The following is a 2,234-nucleotide window of genomic DNA, read 5'->3' as shown; positions in this document are numbered from 1 at the left end:
AAGATATTGGAGCAATAAGGCTCCGCGTCCCAAACGTATAAGACGCGATAAACTGGACGGCCAGACATATTAGCGCCGACGGGCCTCGTACGGGGAGGAAATACGATGGAAAACGCAATTAAACGTTCAGGATATCCGATGAATCTACAGCTTTTTGCAGAAGGTGATTCAGATCCGTCCGGCCAAACGCCAGACCCAGACCCAACGCCAGATAAGACGTTCACTCAGGCGGATCTAGACCGCATTGTTGCCGACCGTCTCGCGCGTGACCGGAAAGGCCGCGAAGATTACGACGATATCAAAACAAAGTTGACTGTTTTAGAACAGGCGGAGGCTGATCGTGACAAGGCGCTTACTACTGCAAATCAACGGTTGATTGACGCGGAATTTAGATCGCTGGCGCGTGAGGCTAATATACCAACTGACCGCCTGGCAGCAGCGCTAAAACTAGCGGATTTGACGGCCGTTACGTTGGATGACGAGGGGAACGCGGTTGGCGTGAAGGAAGCGGTTGAAGCGTTGGTCAGCGCTAATGCTTATCTCATTGAAAAGACGCAGCCGAAACCGATCGGCGGTGCTAGTGGAGGTAAGGCAGACCCTCCGGATAGAACGAAAGAACAAATGCTTAAGGACGCTGCGGAGAAGGCTCGCAAAACCGGCCGAATAGAAGACCGCATGGCGTATTCAGCGCTTAAGGACGAACTGAACAAGTAGCTAAAGTCGCGAGTAATTGGCGGCTTATTTTATTGCGCGGATTTATCCGCAGCACACAAAACAGGGGGAAATACACAATATGCCTAAAATTTATAACTCTTCACTAGTCGGAAAACGCGAGTCCGTAGCAGACGAGATTCTGTTACTCAATCCGCATCAAACTCCACTCTTGAACTTGCTGGGATTCGCAGATCCAATCAATGCGGTCGAACACATTTGGTACGAAGACGAGATGTTCCCGGATGAAACCGCGACAACAGCGGCAGCGCTTGTAGGTGCAACCGCAGTCGTAGTCGCTGACGTAACGCCATTCCGTGTCGGGTCCGTAGTCAAGATCGTCGATGAGCTTTTGTATGTGTCCGCAATCGACTCCGGCACTAAAACGCTGACCGTTACGCGCGGATACGCTTCTACTACTGCTGCTGCGATCGCGTCTGGTGCAAAAGTCGAATTCCTGTTCGAAGAAGGCGTAGAAGGTGCAGACGCTCGCGCAGCTCGTTTCAAGGCTCGCGTACGTAAATCCAATCTTACGCAAATCTTTACTGATACGGTTGATCTTTCCGGGACCGCACAGGCCACCGCACAACACGGTGTAAACAACCTGTACGAATATGAGAAGCAGAAGAAACAGCTTGAACTTGCGCTCCAATTGGAGAAAGCTGCGATTAACGGTATTTCGTATGAAAACGGCCAGGTTCGCCAAATGAAGGGTATTCGTCAGTTTATCAACACTAACGTTACCAACGTAGGTGGTGCGTTGACCCTGGGGGCAATTAATACGCTAGCTCAGACCGTCTATGATGCGGGAGGTTTCGCCAACGGTGGGAATTACAAAGTCATGGTAGCCGCGAAGCAGAAGATTGCTTTGTCTGGTACAGACTCTAATAAAATCACACTGACCCGTGGTGAGAATGTTCGTGGGCAGGTGGTTGATTTCGTCGTAACTGATTTCGGTCAGTTTGAGGTCGCTCTTAACCAAAACCTTGCCTCGGATGAATTGTTCCTTGTGGACGCTAATCGAGTTAAAATCCACCCGTTAGCAACCCGCGAGTTCAGTCACACATACCTCGGTCTGCAAGGCGACTCGATGAAGGGCCAAATCGTAGGTGAATACACGTTGATGCTCGAACAGGAAAAAGCGCATGGCCGTCTGAAAGGCCTGTCTTAAGATAACGGAGGTGTGAGATGGCGACATACGAATCGCGCTATCAACAACTCGGATTTTACGTAGATGGAGGCTTCCGCAGATTTAGCGGAGGCCTTTTTCATACGGACGATCCCGCTGAGATAGTCGTACTCGACACGATAACTGACGTTGTACGGATCGACGAAAAAGTACCGGAGGAACCCGTTAAGCCAGCGCCTAAACCGCGAAAGGCTGCGAATACCTCCGCAAAATAACGGGAGGTGGACGTATGGTTTCTGTAGAAGATGCAACAGCGTATATCAACGTGAACTGTATATCGATTGAGGATTGGACGGACGCAGACGACGCCAAAAAACTACGGATAGTTAACGTG

General features: G+C 50.4%; 3 protein-coding genes. All 3 read left to right on the top strand.

The annotated features are described in order from the left end of the window. The first annotated feature begins 105 nt into the window (after nt 1–105). Nucleotides 106–714: a phage scaffolding protein gene (locus tag CA598_RS31460; protein ID WP_179283825.1), complete on the top strand. Its 609-nt coding sequence runs from the start codon at nt 106–108 to the stop codon at nt 712–714. 79 nt (nt 715–793) lie between these two features. After that, complete coding sequence (locus tag CA598_RS31455; protein WP_094879040.1) at nt 794–1,882, top strand: SU10 major capsid protein; 1,089 nt, start codon at nt 794–796, stop codon at nt 1,880–1,882. A 17-nt stretch (nt 1,883–1,899) separates the two neighbouring features. Next, nucleotides 1,900–2,115 carry a hypothetical protein gene (locus CA598_RS31450; protein WP_094879039.1) on the top strand — a complete coding sequence of 72 codons (216 nt, stop codon included), beginning with the start codon at nt 1,900–1,902 and terminating at the stop codon, nt 2,113–2,115. The last annotated feature ends 119 nt before the right edge of the window (nt 2,116–2,234 follow it).

Origin of the sequence: Paenibacillus sp. VTT E-133291 (assembly GCF_002264395.1) — a bacterium.
Taxonomy (GTDB): Bacteria; Bacillota; Bacilli; order Paenibacillales; family Paenibacillaceae; genus Paenibacillus_AQ; species Paenibacillus_AQ nitricinens.
Note: the sequence above shows the minus strand (reverse complement) of the source record. Positions and strands in the feature narration are given on the sequence as shown.